Consider the following 21,426-nt stretch of genomic DNA (forward strand, 5'->3'; position numbering starts at 1 on the left):
GCCGGTGTGGTGCAGCGCGGCGGTGTCAGGCCGTTACGGGTGCAAGCGCGGGCTCCAAGGATGCTATGACGAACTGTTTTTCGCCATTGCGAATGTTGCGCTGCTTGGGCGCAATGGCCAGCTCGCGGGTGGTTTCCCAGTAGTCGATGCCGGGGTCGAGCATGATCCGTAGCCTTTGGCCATCCAGGAAGTGGATAGTCAGGTTCCTTTGGTGCGGGGCGTTGTGGCGGGATACCTCTACCGTATGCACCTTGAAGCCGGGCAAGGCTTTCTGCAGGTCACGTTCGCGCTCCAGATCGCTGGACCAGTCGCTATAGCCCCCTTGCTGGCCAGGCGGACGATCCATGACGGACATGCTGACGATCTTGACCGGCCGGTCGGCGCCGGCGGTGTACCCAACCACCCCCTTGACCAGAGCGGCAAATGCCCCGGCACATGAGCGGCTGCGGATGTAGCGGTCGGCATAGTCGATGCTCACGACATCCTCTTTCAACCTTTCCGTCAGTGATGGATCAAGCCGGGCCAGGACCGACAGGAACAGCTGCTCGAAGAACTGGCGCGGCTCCAGCGGCGGGTGCGGGGGAATCTCGCTCATGGAAGCGTTGCCACCGGCGTGCAGCTCCTTGTTCAACTCTTGCGCGCTCAGCCACTGGACTACGGGGAAGGCCGGCTGCCGACCGGTGACATGGATGCCGGTTTCCACCTCTTGCGCCCAGCCATGCACCTGGTTCGTGGCTTCAAGGAGCACCGTGGGCAGGAACGCATCTTCGTGCTCGCTCCACAAGCCGGCCTGGGACACCACGCCGGCCTCGTAAAGAATCGCGCAGCGCCGGCGCAAGGTCGGTTCGGCCTTGAACCGTTCCCCGGATACGGCCAACCGGCGCTCCACGCCCGGGTACTTGGCCTGCACTTGCCGCGCCAGGGCCAGCATGGGCGAGGCTTCATTGGCCTGTTCTTCGCCGGAATCGAACAGCGTCAGGCACGCGCCGGCGGCGGTGGACAAGGTGGCGACCAGGGCATCGCGAAGGCTACGTGCTTCCCATACGGCGTCATCGCCAACGCTGGCCTTGGCTGCCGGCGGGACCAGCAGCGTGTGCTGGTAATGGCCCGCCAGCATGTCCAGCACGGCATGCCGGTCTAACTCTTCGGCCACATCGCGGGTGTCGTGGCCCAGCAGGCACTCCGGGCACACCGAACCGCAGTCGGCCGGGCAGTTGCCGGCCTCGTCAATGGCCGCGGACAGCAGCTGTTCTGCTACAGGTTCCAGCGTGGACACGTAGCCCGCACCACCGGAGGCGTCGTCGTATATCAGCACCGCCAAACCCGCTTGGCCGCGCATGACAGTCTTCTGGATGGCAAAGCCCAGTTCGCTTGGCTCGATATCCAGGCGACGGGCAGCCACGTTGCGCAACAACACGGCCAGAGTCGTCGCCACGTTGCGATCCTGCAAGGCCATGCCATCGGCTGTGGGAACAATGAGGTACTCGAGCACGTCGGTGCGGGTGGTGGCTCCGAGGGCCCCCAGGTATTTCACTGCCCAGGCATTGTCGCGGCCCACCGTACAGCGCTTGCCGGTGAAAGGCTCGTCATGCGGGTACTGACCGTTCTTGTTGGGCTCCACCTTCCCGGCGCTCGCCCAGCCGCAGGACAGGCACAGGGTAAAACCTGCTTTCTGCTGCCCGAAGGTGTGGTGATGGATCTGGGAGGAGCGGCCAACGCGGCACCAGCCCCGTTGATTGCTCAGCGGCCGCCGGACGACCGGACTGCCATCCTGATTGCGGACACTGAACACAGGCATTTCCGCAGGCACGTAGGTGGGGCGGGAGATGTCGTCATTGGGCTTCGCACCATGCGGCACCAGAAAGCCAGCTGGCTCGATGTACTCGAACAGGTTGCGCCCACCATCCGCCACCGGGTGCCCGCAGGCAACACAGGCATCCGGCCGCACGATGCTGTCGGTAACCTCGTTGCACTCTTGGCAAAGCAGGCGCCAGCGCAGGTTCTGGAGTTCACTGGCGGCATCGGCGCCCGCTGGCTTTCGCCAGTTCACGGTCAGGCCACCAACGGTGTAGACCGCACCACCCACCACCACGTTTGCGCCAGGCTGGTACTCACGCAACGCCACTGGCAGCTCACGGCTCAAGGACCGGTTGCTCATGCCCTTGCGGTCCGAACCCGCTTCTCCGTGCCCCGGCCGACCTTTGCCCTCCTTCGGATCTTGCACAATGATCAGTTCGCGCACATTGACCGGAAAGCCCCGCGTTGGCAGTACGCCCTGCACGGTGAGCCATTGCAACAGGTACTCATTGCACAGCCGCGTCAGCCGGCGAGCAAGCGCACTCTTGGCAACCGTGTCACTCAGTTCGTCCCATTGCGCCTTGGCCGCATCCCATTCGGCATACCAGCTGGTTGCTGCGGCCTGGAAGTATTCGCGTGCCGTTTCCAGCAGCACCTGCAAGTCCACATCGGCCAGGCAGGAGCGTGTGAGCAAATCGCGGACTTGCGCCTTGCCAGTGAAATTTGCTGCCGGCTGCTGCAGGTAAGCCTGCAACTGCTGGTACGTGGATGCTTCCCGTTGATCTTCGCCCGGCTGCTCACGGACAGGGGGGGTGATTCCAAGAAATCCGCCCATGTTCATGCTCAACGCCCCATCCTGCGCCCCGGCCTGGATCAGGAAATCACGCAGCAGCCACGCATTGAGATGGCGCTGCACGATGACCTGGCTGCCCAGTTGAACCACCGGAGGTTTGATGGGGGAGGCGAGGAACGTGTCGGGCTTGTGGAAGATGGCCAGCGAGCGGGGTTCATCCCTGCAAATGGTGTATGCCAATGCCCGGGTCTCACCGCGGCGACCGGCACGACCCGCCCGTTGCAGGTAGTTGGCAAGCATAGGTGGTGGATTGGCCATGGCAACCACGGCCAGGCTGCCGATATCCACACCCATTTCCATGGTGGTGGAGCAGCTGAGCACGTTCAGGGTTCCCGACTGGAACTCCTGGGTGAGCTCGTCCAGCCGCTGCTGGTCAATCTGGGCGGAGTGTTCGCGGGCCGCATAGAACGGCGCTCCCTTCAGGGCACGGTCCAAGGCTTCCGGCCACAGGCCTTTTGCGGTGAGCGGGTGGCCTTGCTTGTTCTGCTCCAGCCAGGCTTCCCGCTCGGCTTCGGCAACCGGCATTCCGTCGCGCTCCCACTGCGCATGCGGCGGGATGGGCAGCTCGATCGCCTCGCAGGGAAGCGGTGCGGCGTCACCCTGGTGATACGGCGACACGTTTCGCAGCGTGGTATCAAGCAGGCGTCTGGTCACCGGGCACAGCCACAGTCGCGTGGGCCGTTGCAGTGCCACGGTGAACCAGCTGAGGAAGTGGCCGATATGCTCCCCTTTTACCAGGTGGCCACTTGCAAGCAGGGCGGCCTTGGCGCCATCGAGAATCTCGCTGACCTGCATGTCGCGCACGCCGGCAAACGTGGCGCGCAACAGTCGTGGTAAGCGTCCACGACCACCGCTTCCGGTATCCGTATTTAGCCTGGGCCAAACATATTTCTGGGCCTTGCTTTCATTGGCCGGAACTTCAGGGACAAGGTACTTGCGACTGAAGCGAGTACCTATCCAGTCTTTTTCGTCGTAGCTCAAGTCGACACAGGCATTCTCGCGGACGATAAAGTCCAGGTAGATCTTCAGGAAGTCCTTCCACTCCTGCAGGCTGCCGCCGATCTCGGTCCATGCTCGTGGCAACGCACCGGCTTGGATGCCATCGATCCCCGGATACCGCAGTGACACCAGCCCCAGGGTTTCAAGCGAGTTGGTTCGTTTGGGCCTGCGGTACAACTCGCGCAGCATGAGCAGCTTTGGGACTTGCTTCTCCTTTCGAGCAGCCTCACCCATCAGGTCAACGAAGTAGGGGGTGATGGCATGTTCGACCACAGACTGTCGCGCGAGGGCTGTCTCCACCTCTGTCCATGGTACGGACATTGTGCCTGCACAAGCCGCTTCGGCATTTGCCAGGTCTTTCCGGATGTCATCACGCTCTACATCACTCTCTGCCTCGGCCAATGCGATACGCAGTCTTTCCGTCTTCCTTTCATACATCTGTATCTGTGCTGCGCTGAGCGGACGTGGCAGCAACTCCGGCACGATGTAACGAATGTAGTCACGCAATGCGCTGTCGTACAGGCGTGCCGCACCTCTTGCTGTACCTTGCCGGCTATCGGTGAAGGTCAGCAGGCGTCGTCCCTGCATCAGCACCGCGTCGCCGCTTGCGTCCGGGTCCGGTGGCGCAGCGGCGAGCAGCTCAGGAATGACGTTGCTGAGCGAGAACGGTGTGGCCAGCCGGATGGATCTCCTGGTTTTTTGCAGGTCAGCGTTTGAGCCTCCGCAATGCGGACAGCGACATACGCGCTTTGCTTCAGCAGCATATTGCGTTGAACTGGGACCATATGGATTCCAGACGATTCCGGCAAAGGCCATTTCGCCATCGAGGGAGGCTATCTCTCCGGTGGAGGGATTGAACCTGGCGTCGCCCACCTCAATGTCCGCGGTATTGCCGGTCAGGCTGGAGATCACCACATGCCTGTAGGTGGCCGCCTCGGCATGCTCGTCGGAGCTAGCCTCGACGTCTGCGAGGAACTCGTCTTCTTCCTCGCGTACGGCCCGTACATGACTGCGATCATTGGACAGCGCGCCTTGGAGCGCCGCAGCCCCGCACTCGTTGCATAGCGTCACTTCCAGCACAAGCGAATCGCAGTGCCTGCAATGCTTCTGGAAATCGTTGTATAGGGCTCCGTATGACCATGCTAGGGGTGCGATCTCCGGCCGGCCGGAGCAATCCCCGTTGATGCAGGCCCATACACCTTCCATCGTTCTTTGAAACATATGAGCTCTGATGGGCAGGAACCGCCCGTCGGCCTCATCGTCCAGCGACAGCTTTCCGGACGAGATCACGTCTACCCACCGAGCAGCTTCCTGCAGCGAATCAAGACCAGCGCCTTGCCGAATCTGGTCGAGGGTGGCGGCCGATTTTTCAATCAGCAATTTGCGGATCGCTACGGCCGTGGGGGACCTCCGCAGGAGGTCGAACAAATCATCGGCAGAGCTGTCTTGTGCGCGGCAGAATGCTTCAAGCTCGGCCAGATCTGTCGCTGTGCCGGGGAGGGCGGACAACTGGGGAACCTCCCGATGCCCACGAACGACCTCGACGCCATCTTCCTTGCATCCGGCGATGTCGGCCAGGAACCGCCGCAATGACCGGGTTGATTCTTCACTTTGATCACCGATGGTCGCGGACGTGGCAATGAAGCGCACATCCTCCGGTTTGACATTGAATGCCTGCAGCGTGCGCTTCAACAGCAACGTCAGTTCGGCGGCTTGGCTACCGGTGTAGGAGTGGGCCTCGTCGATGACTATCCAGCGCAGCTTTCCTGACGACTTGTCGAGAATGGGTCGATCCTGCGGGCGCACCAGCATCAATTCGAGCATGGTGGTGTTGGTAATCAGCAAAGGCGGCGGACTTTGCCGCAATCTCTCTCTGTCGGGCACCTCGGACACAGGAAATGCAGCCTTGCTGTGTTGGGGAAGCCTGTCCTTCATGTCGCCGTTGTAGAGCGCAAACCGTTGCAGTCCGTCATGAGCCGCCAGCCAGGCAACAAGCCGCTCTTTCTGGCTACGGATCAGTGCGTTGAGCGGATAGATGAAAAGCGCCTGCACCCCTTCAAGTGGCGCATTCGAACCCGATGACTGCTCGCACAGATCATTGAGGATGGGGAACAGGAACGACTCGGTTTTTCCGGCGCCGGTACCGGCCGACACCAGGATCGATTTTCCCTGCCGGGTTGCCTGCAATGCAGCCAGCTGATGCGTGAACAGCTTGCGTGTGGCTGGAAAGTGATAGTTGCCGGCCTCCGACTCCAGCGCGCTGACGAAGTCCGCATGGAGAAGCCCTTTCGCTTGCAGGCTGGCAGTTGTTTCATCGCCGCTCTGCCAGCGATACATGCACTCGATCAGCGGATCGGCAAGGATCGCACCGTCAACGCCCGCATAAGCACCGAGTCGTTCTTGCAACCAGTCCCTCAAGCCGGCATCTGCCGGGCGCAACATGCTCAGCATGGCATCGGCCAGGCGCTTCGGGATCCGTTCCAGCAAGGGGTGGATACGCAGGTGGTCGTAGGTCTGCATCAGGTGGTTTCCAATCGCGCGAGGCTGGCGCAGTAGGCCAGATCAAATTCTTCCGCGCAGATCATGTGACGCGCGAACAGAAGGTCATCCCTGAGCTGGTCTTCCAGAGGGATGTCGTGGGCAATGGCGATGGCCAGTTCATGGGGTGCCAACAGCCAGGTGCGGAAGATGTCCACATCCGCCGGAATGTTCTTCGGCCGGAACCGCAACTCGTCTTCGTCAGGATGGCCCTCAAGGTGCTTCCAAAGCACCATTGACGCATCCGCCTGGCGCGGACTGCGCAGTTGATGCTCTTGTTGCAAGCTCGCCCATTCGATGACCTTGGCTTGCCAGGCATCGCGCCACGGGGGCAGGGCAGGCCTCAACTGCGCCGGCTGCTTCATCATCTTCGGAATGTCCAACTCATCCAGCAAACGGTTTATGCAATCAGCAGATTCCGGGCCGAACTGGCGGTTGACCCAGTCAATCAACGCAACGATCTGCTTCGGGCTGACGCGATGCCAGAAGAAGGGCACCTCGTTGAGCGCGGCACGCAACCCTTGCTCGGCCAAGGTCTCGCCATCAAGCCTGCTCAATGACAACACTCTCAAGGCCAGTGGCGGATGTGCGGCGAGAATGAGGAATGGATCCAGCCAGCTCAGCCAGCGCTGGAATGTGCCGAGCCATTGCAGGCAGGTCTTCAGCTCGGCAGCTGCACGGCCTTCATGCGGGGTTCCCGTAATCCACTCGTACAGCGCAACAAGTGCTTGCTCTCTGGCTGACTCGTCGCTTATGTCGATGACGCCAAGGAATGTCCTTGCGCTCTCCTCCTCCGGTTTGGCAGCTGCCACCAGGCAGGGGGTGGCCTGATGGGTTGCGTCGATGGCCAGATACTGTGCCGTTTCGTCAATCGATTCGGGCAGTTTCCACTGCTCGGCATCCACCCGCTCCGCCGCGAAGCTGTCTTTTTGGCATTGGGCGGAGGCATTCAATGGCAGCAACTGGATACGGGTATCGTCACCCGCTCCGGCAATCGTCAGCATATTCCCGCGTCGGCGAATCCTGTGCGGCTTGATCTTGATTGCGGGGCCATTGCGGAACTGCACGCTGATGGCGTGCGTCCGCCCCCGGGGATGGAACGAGAGTGCTTGCAGGAAATCCTTCAGTTCTGAAAGACGAAGCATGGCGCCCTGCAAGCGAGCCGGGTAAACGGCGTCAAACCTATCCGAGACGCGCCTGATTTCTACAGCATCGTGATGAGTGGAATATGCGTGGATCCGGCCTGCCACCAGAGAACTAATTTCCTTCGTACCATTGCTGATCTGTTCCTGGCTGGTCGTATCGATAAACGCTGCCGCCGCGGGTGGTCGTGCAAAAACGATCTCGACAGGCACACCGGCAACAACCATCGCCACCTGCATTTGTGCTGACGCGAATTCCAGCGTCAGGTTTCCTTCCGCATCGGCAACGTGTTCCCGTAGCTTGCAGCCGGATGGAAGGTTGAATGAAACAGACTTGGGTGTAATTTTTGGATTGAAGTCTTCCGGGAATACGAATACCCGGCGACGCTCGGCCAGAACTTCATTGTTGGTAGCCGCCAGCCGGAAAGAAAGATGACCGGCCTGCCCGCGCAACGTTGCACTGCTCCACTCCGTGGTGCCAGCCTTTTTCCACTCGATGCGACCGGAAAGTCCGCCACTACGGCGTGGTTCCGGGTGGCCCAGGAATACCGTGCTGAACTCCTTGACCTTGAAGTTCGGCGCCCGGCCCCTGAAATCCAGATACATCTGCGGCCCTTCGTAGCCGGCTTGGACTTGTGCGGGCTCGCCATCCTCTCCGATAAAGATCGCGTCGCCCGTAACCTCCCAGATTGTCCTTGCCGCCCCGTACCGGGAAGGTGGCAGCCGAGAGAGCTGAGCTGCAGCGCCGGAAACCCGGGTTCCCTCGGGCGCAATGACTCGCAGCTTGCGGGCACGAAGGCGAGCCGGGGCGGGTGCCCGATAGATGTCGTCGTGTCCTCGCGACTCAAATACCCAGGAGACGTTTTCGTCCAGTGGTTCCTGGCCCGCACAATCCAATGGCAGGTAGCCATCGGCTTTCTTCAATACCAATGAAATCTGCCGGTTGTTCGCGCTCTCACCGAGTACGTGCCCCTCCTTTGCGAGGAAATAAGGTGAACTCTCGGTACCCCTGAGGCGAAATGCTTCGTCGGCCGGCTCCCCGTCGATGGCGTAATGGACCGCCGCGACCGGACGGTTTTCATCAGGCAGGGCGATCCCCTCGGGAGAGACAGACGCCCGTGTTTCCAGCGTGTACTGGCCGTACTGCCTGGAAAGAATGCGCTCGATGGCCAGCCCCGGGCGACCGGCCGCCGTGATGGCCACGTTCAACAACTGGCTGACCAGGATACGCGCCGTTGCCTCGTCAACTCGGAACGGCAAATCCTTGTCCCAATTCGGTAAATTGTAGATCGGTTCAAGCGGCCCACCGGTCCAGTTTGCTTGTTCCATGAGTCGAGACAGGGCAAGGACGAGCTCCGAACATAGCTGTGGCAGATGCTGCGCATCCCTGTACGCTCGCCTTAGCCTTGGTACTTGGCGCCCATCTGCTCTTTCAACCGCATCATCAACCAGCAGGGATGCCTCTGCCTTGGCATCGTCGGCACCTTCACCCACGCGTTTCATCAACGCATCAAGAATCTTCCACAAGGGCTGCCCTTCTTTGAGCATGCCCGGGGGTAGGCCGGCCTGTCCTATGATGGTCTCGAGCAACAACGTTGCGCCGTCAGCACGTTTTGCGATGTTCACCCCGTAATAATCGAGGCTCCTCTCCATAAGCATGCGAAACCGTTGCTGGCTGGTTTGGGTAGTGCCATAGAGCTTGCTCACCTCGGCACCGCAATCCTCCCAGGCAGGCAAGCCGTCGACGTAGTTCATCGCGAAGTTCGCTGCAGCCACCGGAGCAAGTGCAAGAATCTTCTGCGTATCGCTTGCCTGCGGGGTATTGATAAAAGCTTCCAGTACCTCCAGTTGCTTCAGATCAACGCGGTAGTTGTAGAGCGGCTTTCCCCTCTCGATCGGCTCGCTGCCAAGTCTTCCGACTGCTTTCATTAAATCCATCCCTGTTTTTCAAGAAAAGTCTAAACACCTGCGCATGCGTCCAAGGCTTTCTGCGCTTGAGCGGCTCGCGAAGCTCACGCTTGAGCGTCCTGCGACTGCAGCCGTTGCGGGTGTTGCCAGCATCGTTGGCTACCGGCTCGTGCTTCTCATGCCCCAAGTGCTCGGTCATCTCCGCATCGAGCGCCATCTCAACCAGTAGCTTGGTCAACTGCTTTAGCCGGCCGTTCTCGCCGATCAGGTCCTCACGTCTCTTGTAGCTAGCCAAGAAGCTGCTCAGCAATTCGTTGAGTACTTCATATTTGCGTGAACTCATGGAGTCTCCAGGTCAGATGGCAGTTTCCTGCCCGTGACCCGTTTACACAAAATCTAGCACAGGCCCCTTCCTGAGATTGAAGTGCACACTACCAGTCGTGCAGTGGAGCCCCAGGGCGGTTCGGTCACGCGAAATCTTGCCAGTCGGCGTCGAGCGAGTGGGGCGCTTGAGTTGCATGTAGAACGGCGCAATCTTCGCCGACCCCGGAATCTTTGCGTCCGCGCCGAACAGGTTCTCGAAATTTGACGAGAACGGTACGATTTGCACCTTGAAGAATGGAAAGCTCATGATCGCAAGCTGCGTGGTAACCAAGGCCATCACCAGTTCTTCGGTGTAATTCGCGGCATCCTTTGCCACTATTTTTTCCTCCGAGTTGAAGACCCGGACGGGGACTCACATCGATCCAACTCTATTATGAGGGGCTTAAGAGGACAACGGGTTGAATGACCACTGTTTTCCGGAAGTGGACACCGGTGCCATGCCAAATATACACCTGGCCGGTGGCAGCTATTCGTTTAGTGTCGTTGTCGAACTGCCTTTATGCTTTTCGCTTTCCCCCAAACCTCACCCCAATATTTGCCGAAGCACAGACTGGGGTAACTGAGTAGTTGATCACCTCCAGTTTCATATTCTTCCTTAAAAAGGTGTCTTTGAAGCCGGTAGCAGCCCGGTTACCATCCTAGGGGCGGGCTCGGACCACCAGCCTGAAAAATCTCTAAGGGGAGAGTGGGATGGTGAGCCAACAGGACGGCATGGCGCCGATCGAGATCGAAGCGTGGTTGAACAGCAAGACCAGCTGGTTAAGGGCAGTCGCGCATGGGCTGATTCGTGATCGACGCATACCCAGCGAGGAGAAGATCAGCGCGCTGGCGGACCACTGCTTGCAGGAAGCCACGAAGACGTTGAACCCGCTCTCGGATCTTCTCTCGCCAGGTGCCATCGCTGGCACTCCGGGGCGTGCAGGGGTGCGCCTGGAGCGCGTGTTCAACATCCGCGGTGTCAATGCCTTGGGTGACCAAGCCAAACTGGAGCTGGGTGACGCGGACTTGGAGGCAGCGCTCGCGCAGGCTAATCCGGCCGAACTGCACGCCAAGGTGCTCAATCAGCTGGAACAGTTATCCAAGATCAAACAGTGGGCACTCGATCGCGAGGGCGCGACCTCCGCCGAGAAAGCCACGGAACTCCTATCCGCTCGTGTGGACGCGGCGAGCAAGCGAAAGGCTGCGACTGCCCGCGCAATGACGTTCTTCCACAAGATGCCCCTGAAGGGCGTCGGAGAAGAGGTCTGGCGTCAGATGTGGTCGGCTGCCGAGGCGTACTCCGAAGCGTTTGGTTATCCCGACCACGAGCACCCGAAGACCGACGAAGGAGCGAGGTGCGTGCTTTGCCAGCAAAAGCTCGACGCCTTGGGAAGGGCTCGCATGCTGGGCTTCTCCGACTTCATCCAAAATAAGCTTCAGGCGGACGCGATGGCAGCCGAGACGGGAGCGTGTGCTGCTTTTTGTGGAAATGGGATCGGGGCATTCCCTTGATAGATCTGCTGCCGGTAGTTGTTAGGGGATGTAGGCTGCGCTGGGGTTGCGGACGGCTTGATGGTTAGCGTGCCCGGACGGAACATTGCTTCCTGCGCAGAAGAGCTTCAGCCTCGCACTGGATTCAAAGTTGGTTTGGTTTTTCCAGTGTGAGTAACGTGGTGAGTAATGCTTGTGCCTGTTTGGTTTTATATCGTTTAAATTCAGTTGGATAGGCTTTCTTTTCGATTGATGGTGGGCCCACCAAAAGAATCAATGGCTTGCAGAGATGCAGGCCATTTTTCTTTTCAGCTATTCCGACTCGGAGCCTACTCTGTTCCAAGTCGAAATTACTTTCGACGACTTGTTCGTCCTGGATACAAGGCTTCCATCCAGGTGTACGTCGAGTTCCATACGAATCATGGCCGTACCGGAAAGACCCAGCTCCCGACCTGCAGCCTTGGCCTGTCTCCCGGCCTCAACCGTTGCAGCGTTAAAGCCATCTCGTCCCCGCTGAATTCCTGCTCGCATGATGTCGGGCTTGGCATGCTTGGAGCCAGGTTGGTGGGGAGCAAGCAGGAGGGGGGGCTATCAAGCAACCTCACCAGCCGGAGTTTCCTGGGAGGATGGAGTTGTACCGGAAAGCGCCGTGGTGCGCGGCGGGCGGCACGCGGCAAATACATCCAGTTCCGGCTGGTATACCACGCTGCTGATATTGAACAGGCCAAGAATCGAGTGGAACAGATGGTCGTGACTGTAGGGGTTGCCATGCGCATTCCTGCGCAGGCAGCTGGTGTCGAGCTGTGCATTGTCGGCAAGCTGCGGGGAAAGCCACATCACCATCGGTACCGAGGTCTGCTCACGAGGCGCGATGATATACGGCGTCCCGTGCAGGTACATGCCTCGCTCGCCCAGCGATTCACCATGATCGGATACGTAGATCATGGCAAGGTCACGTTCCTTCGAATGGGTCTGTAGAAGGTCGATAGCTTTGCCGAGCATCCTGTCGGTATAGACGAGCGTGTTGTCATAGGTGTTGATCAATGCGTCGTTGCTGCACTTCTGGATCTGGTTACTGTCGCACGTTGGGCTGAAGGCCCTGGCATCGGCGGGATAACGCTCGTGATAGGTGGGGCCGTGACTGCCAAGCTGGTGCAGCACGATGAGCGCATCACCCTGCATGGCTTCGATGCGCGAGCCTAGTTGATGGAGCAGCACTTCGTCGTAGCAGGTACCGTCCTTGTTGACGCATTGTCCGGCCACTCTCTGTTTCGGCATGTCATCGGTGGGGACGCGTGCGCATACCCCCTTGCATCCACCATTGTTGTTCTCGCGCCAGAGTACGTTTGTTCCGGTCCGCTGCAGGATGTCGAGCAGATTCTCCTGCGTTGCCGCACGCACGCCATCGTATTGCGCCCGAGGCATGGATGAAAACATGCATGGCAGCGATATGGCGGTGGCGGTTCCACACGAGGACACGTGCTTGAAGCTTATGACGCCATCTGTTCTTGACAAGGTCGGGTTGGTCGCTCGCGGATAGCCATTCAGCTGGAAGTTCTGTGATCGAGCTGTCTCACCAACGACAACGACAACCAATTTTGGGCGTGGTCCGGCGGCTCTTGTGGCGTCCTGGCCAACTGATCGCAATGGCCGTGTTTTCGTGCTGTAGCTGGCCTTCAGGTATCCATTCACATGGCGCACAAAGTTCAGGGGGAGTATCTGGTCCCTGATGTGGCGATTGTTGCGCGCCAGTGAGGAGTAGTCCTTGTAGAAGGCGAAGCCTATTGTCGTCATGAGCATCAAGGCCGCCAGCATGTTGGTGAGCGACAACAACAATACCTTCGGTGAGAACCTGTACTTCGCGGAATGCTGGATCAACAGTATGGATGCGGGCAGTACGCCCAGTACGAGCAGGGTAAGTAGCAGGGGGAGGGAGAAGTAGGACGTGAGCTCCGCCTGATTGGTCTCGAAGACGTTCTGCACCATGCTGCGATCGATAAGCACGTTGTAGTGCAGCATGAAGTAGCTGCAACCGGCACTGACGATGATCAGCAGTGCAAGCAGCGGCTTGCGCAAGAACGGCAGCACCAGCAGCGGTGTCAGGAGCAGATTGAAGAGGCAGAAAAGCAGTGCCGGCAGGCTCGCAAAGAACAGCAGGCTACGCAGATCGCTGACCTCGACGATGGACCATAGCGTCTTCCATAGTGCGATGTTGCCAACTGTCGTGAAAAACAATGCGGCCACCCAGGCAAGAGCAATTGGATGCGACCGCAAGGAACTCAGGCGCTGTAGCACGTGCAGATTCCAATGTATGAAAAGTGCGCGCAGTATCCGAGTGCGTTTATCAGGAAGTTGTCAGGACAGGTCGCGTGGACGATTGCTGCTGCTTGGACGTACGCAGCTTGCACTTACCAGCCAGGGCGGGCGTGGAGCTAGGCTCCAATGGCAGCAAGGGAGGGCATCAGAGCAGTATTACCGTCCACACCGCGGCTACCATCATCAGCGCCATTGACTGTGCAGCGCTGCCCATATCCTTGGCGTTCTTCGACAGAGGATGGTGGTCAAGCGAGATTCTATCAACCACTGCTTCAATGGCAGAGTTGATCAGTTCGATGATCAGGCTGAAGAAACAGGCCGCCAGCATCAGGGCTCGCTCGGCGCGGCTGACGTCAAGAACGAAGCTGGTGACCATGAGAATGCCTTGCAGCAGGAGCAACTGGCGGAATGCCGCTTCGCTCCGGAACGTGGCAATGAAGCCATCCCGCGAATAGATCATGGTATGGAAAATACGACTGATCCCGGTCCTTGCCGGCACCTGCGGGCCCAGCCCCTTGTGTCTTGGTAAGTGCATTTCCGTGCTGCCCTGAAATTGTTTTCGGCAAGCATGTGCGGAAATCTGTCAGAAAATTGTCAGTCCTCGAGAGCTTCCGCCGGCATCTCAAGAGAGAAGCGGCAGCCTTGATCTGATGTTTCCACCGTCATCTGCCACCCCAGGTGTTCAACAATGCGTTGCACGATGGAAAGCCCAAGTCCTTCGCCACTGTTCCGCATGCTTGGCAGAAAGCGCTGGAACTGCTGTGGGTCGATGCTGGGCGGAAGCCCGGGGCCCGTGTCGGCGATGACCAGCGCGGTGTCGGACATGGAAATCCGGACTTCGCCTTCGTCGGTGTACTGGCACGCATTGCGCAACAGGTTCCAGATCACGCTGCGCGCCAGCTCCGCATTTGTGCGAACACCTGCAGCGTGCGAGCCGCTCAGGATCAGCTCTACGGGCTTTCCTGCCAGCCATGGCTGGCAGCGCGTCATGCATTCCTCGATCAGGGGAAGCAGGCTAACCATGGTGCGGGGCAGCGTCCTGGGGTCGCGTGAGAGCAGCAGCAGGCAGGCAAGCTGGCGTTGCATCTCCTGCGTCGTACGCACGATCCGCTCGGCGCTGGGCATCAGTGCATGGTCAGCGGGCAGCTGCTGCTGGAGTGTCTCAGCTGCGCCGCCAATAATTGCCAAAGGTGTACGCAGTTCGTGGCTGGCGTCGCCGGCGAAACAACGTTCGCGTTGCAGGAACTGTTCCAGTTCATTGCTGTGTTGCGCGAATACACGTGCCAGTACACCTATTTCGTCGCGGGCCTCCTGGAAGGGAAAAGGCTTCTGATTTGCCTGTACGGCGTCGGCCAAGCGCGTGATTGGGGCGATGACGTGCGCCGATGTCAGGCGCCCGATCCAGAATGCGCAGAGGATGCAGGTGAGAATGACAAGCGTGGCAAAGATATTGATGAAATGTTCGAGGTAGTCGTAGTACTCGCCGTTCTGCAGCAGGTAGTAGCGCTGCCCAGCATGCTCGAATGTAAATAAATGCCACTCCTCGGGAGTCTCTTCGCCGTAGTAGCCAAGGTCATGCTGGCGAAGCACGCTTGGGGCGCTGCGGGCGTCGTAGAGCTGGCTACCCTCGGGCATGGACGGCCAGATGCCCTTGTCGAGGTCCGACTTCAGCCGTGTTACTTCATCGCGCTGGCTCGCGGCGATGGCTGTTGCCCTTACCTGGTCGTAATCAACCAGCTCGACAAGCGCAATGAAGCCCATCGCGCCAGCCATCAGCAGCACGAAGGAAACGGTGATGCGCGTCCTCAGCGTCATCCGCCGATAGATGGCTCCCAGTGAACGGCCTGCCATCCTGGGCTGCTTATCTGGCACGCAGGTCATCATCCGGCTTTTCCAGCCGCCAGCCAACGCTGTGCACCGTGGCGATGAGTGGGACTGCAAATTTCTTGTCGACCTGCTGACGCAATTCGTGGATATGTGTGCGCAGTGCGCCACCTTCTGGTGGCGCGTCTCCCCAGATCAGGTATTCCATCTCCTGCTTCCTGACCACTGCAGGCGCGGCCCTTATCAGTGACATGAGCAGCTTGTGCGTGGTGGGCGTCAGATTGATGGCGCGTCCTTGACGCCAGGCTTGTGGCGAGCGGGTGTCCACCCGAAGATCGTCCCAGGTCAGTACGCCATCCACATGACGGCCTTGGGCTCGTCGTACCAAGGCCTGGATACGGGCGTCGAGTTCCTTCAAGGAGAAGGGCTTGACCAGATAGTCATCTGCGCCCTGCGCAAAGCCCTGAACCCGATCATCAACCGGGTCGCGCGCGGTCAACATCAATACGGGAACCGGGTTCTGGAACTCCTGCCGGAGCTTCTGACAAAGCGTCATGCCGTCCAGCCTGGGCAGCATCAGATCGAGGAGAATCGCGTCATAGTTGTTCTGGGTGGCCATGCGCAGACCGGTGGCACCATCGCGCGCATCATCGAGCAGGTAACCAAGTGGTTCAAAGAACGCGTACAGGTTGGCTACCAGCTCAGGGTTGTCTTCGATAATGAGCAGGCGTGTCATCGGTAACAGGTGGAATTGGCAGGATGGGTGAACTTTGAAGGATGCCTGCAGCCTTGCCAAGCTACAGACGCAAGCGTATTGCACCGGGGCTGCAAGAGCCGGTTCGATGAATTGTATCCAGCCTATGCATGGGGCAGCCGGCGACGATGGCAGTCTCGTCTGTCCTTCCTGTTCTGTTGTTTGGGTTGCAACCGAGCCGATGAGCCTATCAATCTTGACCAGCCCATTTGCGAAGCTTTCCCGTTATTTCAGCGATGCCGTTATAGAACAGTGCGAACACTGTCAGCTGACGTCTCAGCCTGTCTGCAGGTTCGACGCGAAAACAGGTTCTCTTCAGGTTATTCCGCCCTCGGATGGGAGAGCGGCCAAAAGGATCACGTGGTTGCGCGGAGCCAGGCCGCTTGCCTCTTCCGCTGCCTCCCTTGGGCTGTGCTGGGTTCCTGTCCTGATAAGGAGTTTTACGGCCGGCTTCCGCCATTTTCTCTGGAACACCGGCTAAGCTCAGCAATCCGCAACGGAGGCTGCTGGCAATGCCGATTCGCACAGTTCCAGGTCGCCGTCGCTTTATCGTCCAGTCCACAACGTTGGGCATTCTCGCTGCGCTACCTTCAGTGCGTGCGCTGGCCGCTTCGTGCAGGGACACCGCCAGCAAGTCCTGGATTCCGGACGATACGTTCCTCGCCGAGTTGCCGCGGATCATGCAGGCCTTCGCGGTTCCGGGCGTTGGCATTGCCGTGGTTGATGAGGGTGCTGTGGCATGGAGTCGGGGCTTCGGCCTTGCCAACGCGCAGACACGCACGCCTGTGGATGCGCGCACCGTGTTCGAGGATGCTTCGCTCAGCAAGCCGGTGTTTGCCTACCTGGTGATGCAGCTGGTGGAGCAGGGACGCATCGATCTTGATGCTCCCTTGGTGGATTACCGCCGCCCGGACTATCTCGGCGATCATCCGTGGCTTGCGCTGATCAACGCGCGCGATGTGCTGCGGCATACGACCGGTCTGCCTGATTGGCGCAAGTCGCCGTCGACCGAAAAGCTGGTGCCAATGGTGAAGCCTGGTACGCGTATCAATTATTCCGGTGAGGCCTTTGTCTGGCTGCAGCTGGTGGTTGAAGCAATTACCGGCCAGAGCCTGGATGAGTCGATGCAGATGCATCTGTTTGGTCCGGCCGGCATGAAGGACAGCAGCTATACGTGGAACGCGGATCTGGCGGCACGTTCGGTCTACGGTCATGCCGCACACGATCGTGTTGATGCCCAGGCGCCACGTCAGGTACTACGCGAACAATGGAGCGTCGCCCAGCAGGTTGCAGATCGTTGGGGCAAGCCGCTGTCTGCCTGGAAATATGAAGATGCCAAAGGTGCAATGCCGGAAGTATTGAAGCTGGCGCCACCGGGCCTGGTGATGTGGCCTGGCGACATCCTCGCCAACGCAGCAGCAAGCCTGCGCACGACGGTGCAGGACTATGCGACCTTCCTCAGTCTGATGATGGCCGGTCGGCAACGCGCGTCGTGGGAGATCAGCGAGGCTGCGCGACAAGCCATGCTCACGCCGCAGATCAGCTTGCCCGGCCGCTGGACCGAGAAAGGACTGGGTTGGAACATGGAGCAGACCCGCGATGGACCGGTGTTCTACCACTCCGGCAGCAACAGCGGCATCTTCAAGAACTTCGCCATTGGTGATGCGCAGCGGCGGCGCGGCGTCGTGGTGTTGACCAATGGTGGCAGCGGCTCGTTCGTGCATCAGCGGGTGGTGCGTGCGGTGACGGGATATGACCTGTTTTCGTACGATCTATGATCAAGCTTCTGCAACCTGATCGGTTGCAGAAGCTGCCCGGGCCGGATGATCCAGGCGCATCAGTTCAGCGTTTTATCCGGAGCTCCTGGATCACCCAAGTAGTTCTGTTCAATGCGTCCTCCTACTCGCCATCGGCTTGGAACCCAACCTTCTTGTGGCTGCCATCGCAGAAGGGCTTGTTGTTGGAGTGACCGCAGCGGCATAGCCAGGTTTCCGTAAGGCGGTCGATGGTGCGGCCGGTGCCGCTGACCACTTCCAGATTGCCGATCACGTGTAGCGGTCCATTCCTGGTCGGGTTCACCTGCAGTGGGCCATCACGTTGTTCCAGGGCTTCGGATTTTTTCTCTGCCGGTTCACCAGTGGCGATGAAGCCGCACTCGACATGGCGGTGATCGCAGAAGGGTTTGTTGTGCGATTCGCCGCAGCGGCATAGCGTGGCGCGCATGCCTTCGTCCTTGCCAGCGATCAACAGGGGTGCGGTGAAGGCGAGCGGGCCGTTCTCACGGATATGCACCAGGTTCACTACCGGTGCCGGTTCGCTGTGAGTGCCGTCGTTGTATTCGTAGCGGATGGCGCCGGAGGGACAGTTGCGCGCGATCAACGCCACCTCTTCCGGGGATACCGCATCGGGATGTATCCATTCGCCCACCACATTCGGCACGAACACATCCGGGTGGCTGAGCACGCAGTTGCGGGAATGGATGCAACGTTCACCGTCGAAATGGATGGTGACGGTTTTGCCGCGTACGGTTTCGGTTGCCATGGGCTGCCTCCGCTTCGGAATGCGCAGTGTCGCGCGGAAGACGTTAAGGCGGGGCGTATACAGCTACCTTTTTGTGGGAGCGGCTTAAGCCGCGAAGCTGGAGGCAATGAAGCAGCCATCGGACTTGGGCTTGAAGGGGGCCGAGCTTCGCGGCTTGCGCCGCTCCTACAAAAGCTGGCTATTTGCGTACTGCCAGCACGCCATCCAGCGCCAGCTCGGCCTTGAAGCCGGCTTTCTGCAGGCGAGTGGCGACTTCGCGGGGGACGTCGCGACCGCTGGTCAGCTTGTTGGGGGCACCGGTGTAGTGGAACAGACGACCGCCCCTGCGCAGCACGCGGGCGAGGTGATCGTAGAACACCTGCGAGTACAGCTCGCCGGCAATGCCGAAGCGCGGTGGGTCATGCAGGACGGCGTCCATCGAGGCATCGGCGATGCCTTCGATTTCCTTGGACACATCACCGTGGTTCAGCTGCAGGCGGCCACCTGCGTGATCACCATCCGGGTCCGGTGACCACGGGTTCAGGGTGCGTAGCCATAGCACTTCGGGGCTCTTCTCAAAGGAGCGGATCGCGGCCACGCCTTCATCCAGGCAGCAGGCGGCGAAGTAACCCATGCCGCCGCAGGTATCGAGCACTTGTTTGCCGCGGGGCTCAACCAGCGCTACCTTGCGGCGGGCGTCGTCCAGCGGCGAGATCTGCGCGCTCACCAGCATCTTGATGCCGTCGATCTCGAAGGTGGGGATGCCCCAATCGGTGGGCACCAGCTTGTACAGGCCGCTGCCGAAGCGCGAGGCGGCGCTGAACTCCTCGCCATCCCAGTAGTAGATGGTTCGGTCCTTGAGCTTGGCCGGCCACGGGTAGTGCTTGCCGCGGTACTGCCAGCTGTCCGTGCTGAGGTTGACCGGTTCCTGGCTGCGGCCTAGGTCGAGCGAGACGCTGAACTCGCTGCTGCCTTTCTTCAAGGCGCTTTGCATCTGCTCGAGCAGAGGGCGGGTTAGCAGGGGGCCGGTGTAGTGGGGCATGGGTGCGAAGCTGATGCGGGGGAGGGAATGCTACCGCAGGGTGGGTTTTGGGGTTTTGGTTCTGCTCGAAGGGCACCCCTCCCCAGCCCTCTCCTTTGCTCCGCAAAAGGGAGGGAGCTTCTGCCCCCTCCCTTTGCCGCAGGCAAGGGGAGGGCTGGGGAGGGGTAGCTTTGGATGCTCACAGAAGCCAGCCCAACCAGCGCCCAGTAACCCAAGCGGGCATAATTCGCGCCCCTTACTTTGATTCCGCCTGCTCTGCCAGCGCTGGCGGCCAGCCCGTATGTCCTTCCTGTACTCTGAACTTGCGCAATGGCGCGCCAATCCCCTGCGCGAAATGCTGGCCGGTGCCGTGGCCACGTTTGCGTTGATCCCCGAGGTCATCGCGTTCTCGTTCGTGGCGGGGGTGGACCCGCAGGTCGGCCTGTTTGCCTCCTTCGTGCTGAGCATCGTCATCGCGGTGTTCGGTGGACGGCCGGCGATGATCACTGCGGCTGCCGGTTCGGTGGCCTTGGTGGCGGCGCCGCTGATCAGTGCGCATGGTCTGCCGTATCTGTTTGCCGCCGGCTTGTTGGCGGGCGTCATCCAGATCGTATTCGGCGTGCTGCGGCTCGGCGTATTGATGCGCTTTGTCAGTAGTTCGGTGCGTACCGGCTTCGTGAACGCGTTGGCCATTCTGATCTTCGCCGCGCAGCTGCCGCAGCTGCACGGTGCCACTGCTGCAACCTGGGCGATGCTGGCGCTTGGCCTGCTGGTCATCTACGGACTGCCGCGCCTGCCATTGCCAGGCGTTCGGGCGATTCCCTCGCCGCTGATCTGCATCGTGGTGCTGAGCGTGCTGGCGTCGTGGCTGAAGCTGGATCTGCCCACCGTCGCCGATCTGGGCAAACTGCCGGACGCGCTGCCGCAGTGGATGGGGCTGCCATCGTTGCCGCTTGATCTGGAGACGCTGCGCATCATTGCGATGCCGGCCTTGGCGATCGCGATGGTGGGTCTGCTGGAATCGATGATGACGGCGCGGGTGGTCGATGAGCTCACTGATACGCCCAGTTCCAAGAACAGAGAGTGCACGGGTCTGGGCGTGGCCAACATCGCCGCCAGCCTGTTCGGTGGCATCGCCGGCTGCGGCATGATCGGGCAGACCGTGGGCAACGTGAAGTACGGTGGGCGTGGTCGGCTTTCGACCTTGTTTGCTGGCGTGTTCCTGCTGGTGCTGATGGTGTTGCTGAAGCCCTGGGTTGGGCAGGTGCCGGTGATCGCACTGGTGGCGATCATGGTGATGGTCAGTGTGTCCACGTTTGATTGGCGCAGCCTTGGCGCCCTGGTACGGCATCCGCGCCTGTCTGGTGTGGTGATGCTGGCGACGGTGGCAGTGACCTTGGGTACACACAACCTGGCGGCCGGTGTTGGCATTGGCGTGCTGCTGAGCGGGGTGTTCTTCGCGCTGAAGGTGGCACGCCTGTTGCGCGTGGAAGCGCTGGATCAGGCCGATGGCAGCCTTCATTACAAGGTGCGCGGGCAGGTGTTCTTTGCGTCCGCGGATGCCTTCATTGATGCCTTTGATCCGCGGGTGACTGAGGGGCGGGCGGTGGTGATTGATCTATCCGGTGCGCAGCTGTGGGATATCACCGCAGTGGCTGCATTGGAGAAGGTGGTCAGCCGCTATCGCCACCATGGTGTGAAGCCGCGCGTGCTGGGCCTGGATCGACAGGGGCGGGCGCTGATGCGGCGAGTGTTGCGCGAGGGTGAGTTGGCTGTAGAAGACCCGTCTTTGTAGGAGCGGCATCAGCCGCGAAGCTGATGCAGGTGCCGGTTGCCGGGGTGTCTGCGATTGCAGGAGCTACCTCGGCGGCTGGCGCGCCCGCATAGCGGCTGATGCCGC

General features: G+C 60.2%; 12 protein-coding genes and 1 pseudogene. 3 read left to right on the top strand and 10 right to left on the bottom strand.

The annotated features are described in order from the left end of the window. Positions 1-25: 25 nt before the first annotated feature. The 4 genes and pseudogenes from ACVOL0_RS11345 to ACVOL0_RS11360 all read right to left on the bottom strand — a co-directional run bounded on the left by ACVOL0_RS11345 (position 26) and on the right by ACVOL0_RS11360 (position 9,937). On the bottom strand, positions 26-6,169 hold the full coding sequence (locus ACVOL0_RS11345) for a DEAD/DEAH box helicase (RefSeq protein WP_481549195.1): 6,144 nt from the start codon (positions 6,167-6,169) through the stop codon (positions 26-28). Then, the gene (locus ACVOL0_RS11350) at positions 6,169-9,258 is read right to left on the bottom strand and encodes a hypothetical protein (RefSeq protein WP_481549196.1); all 3,090 of its coding nucleotides are present in this window, start codon (positions 9,256-9,258) and stop codon (positions 6,169-6,171) included. The genes ACVOL0_RS11345 and ACVOL0_RS11350 overlap by 1 nt, the downstream gene beginning before the upstream one ends. A gap of 73 nt (positions 9,259-9,331) precedes the next feature. Further along, positions 9,332-9,580: pseudogene (locus tag ACVOL0_RS11355) on the bottom strand (transposase); the annotation flags it as partial. Between the two features lie 42 nt (positions 9,581-9,622). Then, complete coding sequence (locus ACVOL0_RS11360) at positions 9,623-9,937, bottom strand: hypothetical protein (RefSeq protein WP_481549197.1); 315 nt, start codon at positions 9,935-9,937, stop codon at positions 9,623-9,625. A gap of 377 nt (positions 9,938-10,314) precedes the next feature. On the opposite strand from ACVOL0_RS11360, the gene ACVOL0_RS11365 reads away from it, so the two are divergent. Further along, the gene (locus tag ACVOL0_RS11365; RefSeq protein ID WP_481549198.1) at positions 10,315-11,112 is read left to right on the top strand and encodes a hypothetical protein; all 798 of its coding nucleotides are present in this window, start codon (positions 10,315-10,317) and stop codon (positions 11,110-11,112) included. A 570-nt stretch (positions 11,113-11,682) separates the two neighbouring features. On the opposite strand, the gene ACVOL0_RS11370 is transcribed toward ACVOL0_RS11365, so the two are convergent. From ACVOL0_RS11370 to ACVOL0_RS11385, 4 genes are all read right to left on the bottom strand, one after another. After that, the gene (locus tag ACVOL0_RS11370; RefSeq protein WP_481549199.1) at positions 11,683-13,386 is read right to left on the bottom strand and encodes a phosphoethanolamine transferase; all 1,704 of its coding nucleotides are present in this window, start codon (positions 13,384-13,386) and stop codon (positions 11,683-11,685) included. A 166-nt stretch (positions 13,387-13,552) separates the two neighbouring features. Further along, positions 13,553-13,867: a diacylglycerol kinase gene (locus ACVOL0_RS11375; RefSeq protein WP_481549200.1), complete on the bottom strand. Its 315-nt coding sequence runs from the start codon at positions 13,865-13,867 to the stop codon at positions 13,553-13,555. A gap of 134 nt (positions 13,868-14,001) precedes the next feature. Further along, on the bottom strand, positions 14,002-15,291 hold the full coding sequence (locus tag ACVOL0_RS11380) for a sensor histidine kinase (RefSeq protein ID WP_481549201.1): 1,290 nt from the start codon (positions 15,289-15,291) through the stop codon (positions 14,002-14,004). Beyond that, entirely contained in the window at positions 15,269-15,967 is a 699-nt protein-coding gene (locus tag ACVOL0_RS11385; protein WP_481549202.1) for a response regulator transcription factor, read from the bottom strand. Before ACVOL0_RS11385 ends, ACVOL0_RS11380 begins: the two co-directional genes overlap by 23 nt. A 530-nt stretch (positions 15,968-16,497) precedes the next feature. On the opposite strand from ACVOL0_RS11385, the gene ACVOL0_RS11390 reads away from it, so the two are divergent. After that, positions 16,498-17,763 carry a serine hydrolase domain-containing protein gene (locus tag ACVOL0_RS11390; RefSeq protein WP_481549203.1) on the top strand — a complete coding sequence of 422 codons (1,266 nt, stop codon included), beginning with the start codon at positions 16,498-16,500 and terminating at the stop codon, positions 17,761-17,763. Between the two features lie 121 nt (positions 17,764-17,884). Here ACVOL0_RS11390 and ACVOL0_RS11395 read toward each other — a convergent pair whose 3' ends face one another. Both ACVOL0_RS11395 and ACVOL0_RS11400 read right to left on the bottom strand, forming a co-directional pair. Next, positions 17,885-18,526, bottom strand: coding sequence for a CDGSH iron-sulfur domain-containing protein (locus tag ACVOL0_RS11395; RefSeq protein ID WP_481549204.1), 642 nt, complete (start codon positions 18,524-18,526; stop codon positions 17,885-17,887). A gap of 178 nt (positions 18,527-18,704) precedes the next feature. Next, entirely contained in the window at positions 18,705-19,547 is an 843-nt protein-coding gene (locus tag ACVOL0_RS11400) for a class I SAM-dependent methyltransferase (RefSeq protein ID WP_481549205.1), read from the bottom strand. Between the two features lie 280 nt (positions 19,548-19,827). Here ACVOL0_RS11400 and ACVOL0_RS11405 point away from each other — a divergent pair, with 280 nt between their 5' ends. Further along, a complete protein-coding gene (locus tag ACVOL0_RS11405) occupies positions 19,828-21,321 on the top strand; it encodes a SulP family inorganic anion transporter (RefSeq protein WP_481549206.1) in 1,494 nt (497 codons plus the stop codon). The last annotated feature ends 105 nt before the right edge of the window (positions 21,322-21,426 follow it).

The organism is Stenotrophomonas sp. STEN021 (assembly GCF_056760175.1).